Consider the following 5,045-nt stretch of genomic DNA (forward strand, 5'->3'; position numbering starts at 1 on the left):
GGGCGACTGCCAAAAGGGGCTCGCCCGGGAGGGCGAAACAGAAAACACCAGCAGAACTCGATAATCAGCCTAACTCCCTCTCAAGTGCTGGAGAGGCATCACTCCCGCAACCGACAGGCCTCAAGCCCCGCCGAGAGGACGGCCTCCTCCTGCGGCTCGCTGAAGATCAGCTCCAGCCGCGAATCCCGCCGCCACTCACTGGGGCGCCAGTGCAGCGGGGCGCCGTCCAGGGCGTTGGCCGAGACCCAGCCCTGCGCGCTGTGGATAACCAGCTTGGCGCGGCGCCATTCAAGGCCCTGGAGCCAGGCGGCCAGGTGCTGCGGGTCGAAGCGCTGGGACGGGTGCCAGCGCCAGCCGATGCTCCAGCCGTCCCCCTGGCCGCCGGCCTGGCAGAGGGGCCGGGTCGGGTCTGTCCACAGGGTCGGCAAAGCCGGCGGGACACTGGGCAGCGCGAGGTTATCCACAGCCACGCCGGCGCGCGCCGCCAGGCCGGGCAGGCGTTCCAGCGGCAGTTGACCCTGCTCGGTCCAGCACTGGGGCACCGCTGGCAGGGCCTGGACGATGCGCTGACGAGCGTCGGCTTGCAGGCCCCCGGCCTTGTTCAGCACCAGCAGCCCGGCACCTTCCAATGCCGCCTGCTGGCTGGCGGGCAGCGGCTCACCGCGAGCCAGGGCCTGGGCATCCAGCACCACCAGGGTGGGCTGCAGGGCCAGCACCTCGGTCCAGGGCGCGGCAACGAGCTGCCGACGCAGCTCCCCCGGGTGGCCCAGCCCGGACGGCTCGATGAACAGCCGGTCCGGCCGCGCCTTGCGCAGCAGGCGCCCGAGCCCAACCTGGAAGGGCGCGCCGTTGACGCAGCAGAGGCAGCCGCCGGCCACCTCGGCCAGGCTGATGCCGTCCTCGCCGGTTTCCAGCAGCGCGGCATCCAGGCCGACCTGGCCGAATTCGTTGATGAGCACCGCCCAGCGCTCGCCCATGGGGCGTTGGGCCAGCAGGTGGCGGATCAGGCTGGTCTTGCCGGCACCGAGAGGGCCAGCCACCAGGTGGGTGGGGATGTGGGTCAGCATGGGGTGCCATGGTGCGGTGTCACAGGCTGTGAATAAAGGGCCGTGATAAAGTCGCGCATCCTAGAAACTCGGGTTGGTGCTTCATGCGTGTGTTCCTGCTGCCCCTGCTGCTGCTTGCCTCGTCCCAGGCCCTGGCGGAAGCCTGCATTGTCCACAGCCAGAGCGACCGGCTGGACGTGAAGGTCTGCCAGGCCAACCGCAGCATTCCCTCCCAGTTGTTCCGCGACGGCTTCTGCAAGCCGCAGATGCCGGGCCAGAAGGTGGAGGTGAGCTATGCCGAGCAGTGCCCCGAAGGGGCCTTCGGCGTCTGCCGCAACAGCCAGGTCAGCAACATCGCCTACCGCCAGGACCTCTACTACTACGGCGTCGCCAGCGACGCGCGCTACCTCAAGCCGTTCTGCGAGGGCCAGGGCAAAGGCACCTGGGAAAGCCCGTCGTCATCAGCCGGTAACAGCCAGGCGGTGAAATAGCCTCGGGTACCTCGCCCATGCCGGCTCGGCCGGCAGGGCCTCGGTGATGCAGGGCCACCTTCGGGTGGCCCTTTTTTTGATCTGTGGATAAGCATCGGTAGGCCCGGTACCTGCCGCCACACACCGTAGGATGGGGTGAGCTGTGCGAACCCCATCAAGCCGAGCCACACCTGCGCTCAGGCCAGCCAATCCAGCGTCAGCAGCAACCGCGCCTCGCCCGGAAGGACGTCCGGCGACCTGTGGATAACCCCTCGCCCCTCGTTGCCCAGCCACTTCTCGCCCTTGAACAACGCCACATGGCCGGCCGCCAGGGTCTGCCCGGCGGGCACGGCGGCAGGCTCGGCGGCGGGGTCGCCCAGGCGGCTGCGGGGCATCTGGCCTTCCTGCAGCCAGTGGCTGCCGGCGCCGGCGTAGGTGGTGATAAGCCGCAGGGGCACGTGGTCGACGTGGTAGCGCGGGCACATGGCGCGGTCCAGGCGCCGCAGGCGCAGGCCGATGCGCCGGGCATCCAGCAGGCAGGCGAAGGCGCGCACCAGCCAGGCCACGTCGGCGATGAAGCCGGCATGGCCGTCGATGTCGGCAAAGCGCCGGGCCAGGCTATCCAGATCAAGGGGCGCCTCCGGGTCCGGCAGCTCCAGGGTCAGGGACTCGCTCAAGGGCTCCCCGAGCCCCAGCAGGCAGCGGGCGTAGTCACTGATGTGCAGGGGCAGTTGGCGCTCCCACACGGCGAGGTTGACCTCGTCCCGCAGGGCTTCGCCCAGCACCGCCGGGTTGTCGCCGATGGCCGCACGGGGCAGCGGGCGCAGGGCCAGGGCTTCCATCACGCCGCCTCCCCGACCAGGCCGCCGAAGGGATCGGGCAGGCGCGACCAGCCTTCGACGCCCTGGGCCATCTCGGCGTCGTCCAGCAGGCAGGCATCCAGCTCGGCGTGCAGGCGCTCGAAGTCGATGCCCTGGCCGATGAACACCAGCTCCTGACGGCAGTCGCCCACCTGCGGGTCCCAGTGCTTGAAGATCGCTTCCAGGCCTTCCTCGTCCTGGGGCCACTGCTCGCGCGGGACGAAGCGCCACCAGCGCCCAGCATGGCCGTAGCGCATCAGGCCGCCGGCCTGTGACCAACTGCCGGCCTCGCGCCAGGCACTGGCCAGCCAGAAGAAGCCCTTGGAACGCAGCAGCCGGCCGTTACGCCACTCGCGGTTGAGAAAGGCGTGGAAGCGCTCGGGGTGGAACGGCCGCCGCGCCCGGTAGGCGCTGGAGGCGATGCCGTAGGCTTCGGTTTCCGGCTGGTGCTCGCCGCGCAGTTCCTTGAGCCAGCCCGGCGCACGGGCGGCCCGCTCGAAGTCGAAGCGGCCGGTGTTGAGCACCTTGTCCAGCGGTACGCGGCCCATGCTCATGGGCAGGATCTCCGCCTCGGTGTTGAGCTGCTGGAGGATGGCGGTCAGCTCTTCGCGCTCGGCCTGGCTGATGAGGTCGATCTTGCTGATGAGGATGACGTCGGCGAACTCAACCTGGTCGATCAGCAGGTCGGTGATGGAGCGCTCGTCGTCTTCACCCAGGGTTTCGCCACGGCTGGCCAGGCTCTCGGCCTGGTGGAAGTCGCGCAGGAAGTTCACCCCGTCGACCACGGTGACCAGGGTGTCGAGGCGGGCAACGTCGGACAGGCCGCGCCCGTCTTCGTCGAGGAAGGTGAAGGTCTCGGCCACCGGCAAGGGCTCGGAGATGCCGGTGGACTCGATCAGCAGGTAGTCGAAGCGGCCTTCGCGGGCCAGCCGGCCGACCTCTTCCAGCAGGTCCTCGCGCAGGGTGCAGCAGATGCAGCCGTTGCTCATCTCCACCAGGCGTTCCTCGCCCCGGTTGAGGCTGACGTCGCGCTGGACCTCGCTGCCGTCGATGTTGATCTCGCTCATGTCGTTGACGATCACGGCGACCCGCAGGTTCTCGCGGTTCTTCAGGATCTGGTTGAGCAGGGTGCTCTTGCCGGCTCCCAGAAAGCCGGACAGCACGGTGACGGGAAGACGCTCTTGCATGGCGGAATCCTCTTCAGGGCACGGTTATGAGTTCAGGCGTCGCGCAGGTGCCGTTCGCGACGCTCTTCGCGCTCCTTGGCCTCGATGCAAAGCTCGGCGGTGGGCCGCAGCAGCAGGCGGCGCAGGCCGATCGGCTCGCCGGTCTCCCGGCACCAGCCGTACTCGCCACGGGCGAGGCGGTCCAGGGCGCTGTCGATCTTGTCCAGCAGCTTCTTTTCCCGCTCCAGGCGGCGCAGTTGCCACTGGCGCTGCTCTTCGCGGGCGGCCACGTCGACGTCGTCGCTGGCGGGCTCGATCTCCCGCAGCTCGCTCATCTCGTCGTCGATGCGTGTGCGCAGGTCTTCGCGCTGGGCTTCCAGCAGGCGCTGGAAGAAGGCTTGCTGGGCGTTGTCCATGTACTGCTCGTCCGGTTGGCTGAGCAGGTCGTCTTCGCTGGTGATGAGGTGCATGGCTTCGGCAAGGGTGGCTTGATTTTCAAGTGTTATAACATAACATATTCAATTCCCTGCAAGCCGAGCCCGACGATGAACGACCTCACCCTGCCCGACGTGGCCAGCCAGACCCAGGCCACTCTCGCCCCACTGGACCGCGTCGGCATGGCCGGTATCCGCCTGCCGCTGCAGGTGGCCGGGCAACCCGTACAGGCGCGGGTGGAAGCCAGCGTCAGCCTCGATACCCCCGGCGTAAGGGGCATCCACATGTCACGGCTGTACCTGGCGCTGGAGGCCCTGGCCGGCGAGGACCTGACCCTCCCCGCCCTGCAGGCGCTGTTGCAGGGCTTCCTCGACAGCCACCAGGGCCTGTCCCTCTCGGCGCACCTGCGGGTGGCCGGCGAGCTGCTGCTCAGGCGGCCGGCCCTGATCAGCCCGCTGTCGGGGCACAAGGCCTACCCCTTCGAAATCGCGCTGAGCCTTGATCCACGGGGGTTTCACGTGGAACTCATGCTGGAACTGGGCTACTCCTCCACCTGCCCGTGCTCGGCGGCGCTGTCGCGGCAGATGACACAGCGTGCCTTCAGCGAACGCTTCGCCGGGAAGACGCCCACCTGGGAAGCCCTGCATGAATGGCTGGGCAGCGAAGCGGCCATGCCCGCCACGCCCCACAGCCAACGCAGCAAGGCGCGGCTGTGGCTGCGCCCGGCGGACCCGCTGCAGGCACCGGACTGGATCGAGCTGGTAGACCGCTGCGAAGCCGCCCTGGGCACCGCGCTGCAGACCGCCGTGAAGCGTGCCGACGAGCAGGCCTTTGCGCTGGCCAATGGCCACAACCTGATGTTCTGCGAGGACGCCGCCCGGCGCCTGGCCACACCTCTGCGGGCATTGCCGGACCTGGCTGCATTCAAGGTGCGTGTGGAGCATGAGGAAAGCCTGCACGCCCACGACGCCGTGGCGGAAATCCACTGGCTCTGGACCTGAGTTCCATCCCCCCAGGCCCTCTTCGTCGCCCTCGCCGCCATCCCCCCTCCAGGCCGCCGAGCAGAAG

6 protein-coding genes are annotated in these 5,045 nt (G+C 68.8%); 2 read left to right on the top strand and 4 right to left on the bottom strand.

What is annotated here, in order from left to right; all coding sequences use genetic code 11:
* Positions 1–98: 98 nt before the first annotated feature.
* Complete coding sequence (locus A9G05_RS26015) at positions 99–1,067, bottom strand: GTP-binding protein (protein ID WP_069563688.1); 969 nt, start codon at positions 1,065–1,067, stop codon at positions 99–101.
* An 83-nt stretch (positions 1,068–1,150) separates the two neighbouring features.
* Here A9G05_RS26015 and A9G05_RS26020 point away from each other — a divergent pair, with 83 nt between their 5' ends.
* Entirely contained in the window at positions 1,151–1,537 is a 387-nt protein-coding gene (locus tag A9G05_RS26020; protein ID WP_069563689.1) for an NADH:ubiquinone oxidoreductase, read from the top strand.
* A 176-nt stretch (positions 1,538–1,713) separates the two neighbouring features.
* Here the strand turns inward: A9G05_RS26020 and A9G05_RS26025 are convergent, their stop codons facing one another.
* The 3 genes from A9G05_RS26025 to dksA are packed head-to-tail and all read right to left on the bottom strand — an operon-like array spanning position 1,714 to position 4,012.
* Complete coding sequence (locus tag A9G05_RS26025) at positions 1,714–2,358, bottom strand: DUF1826 domain-containing protein (RefSeq protein ID WP_069563690.1); 645 nt, start codon at positions 2,356–2,358, stop codon at positions 1,714–1,716.
* On the bottom strand, positions 2,358–3,563 hold the full coding sequence (gene zigA / locus A9G05_RS26030; protein WP_069563691.1) for a zinc metallochaperone GTPase ZigA: 1,206 nt from the start codon (positions 3,561–3,563) through the stop codon (positions 2,358–2,360). Before zigA ends, A9G05_RS26025 begins: the two co-directional genes overlap by 1 nt.
* Before the next feature lie 32 nt (positions 3,564–3,595).
* Entirely contained in the window at positions 3,596–4,012 is a 417-nt protein-coding gene (gene dksA, locus A9G05_RS26035; protein WP_069563692.1) for an RNA polymerase-binding protein DksA, read from the bottom strand.
* 75 nt (positions 4,013–4,087) lie between these two features.
* Here dksA and folE2 point away from each other — a divergent pair, with 75 nt between their 5' ends.
* A complete protein-coding gene (gene folE2 / locus A9G05_RS26040) occupies positions 4,088–4,978 on the top strand; it encodes a GTP cyclohydrolase FolE2 (protein ID WP_069563693.1) in 891 nt (296 codons plus the stop codon).
* Positions 4,979–5,045: the final 67 nt, after the last annotated feature.

This window comes from Pseudomonas sp. ENNP23, from assembly GCF_001728945.1.
Taxonomy (GTDB): domain Bacteria; phylum Pseudomonadota; class Gammaproteobacteria; order Pseudomonadales; family Pseudomonadaceae; genus Metapseudomonas; species Metapseudomonas otitidis.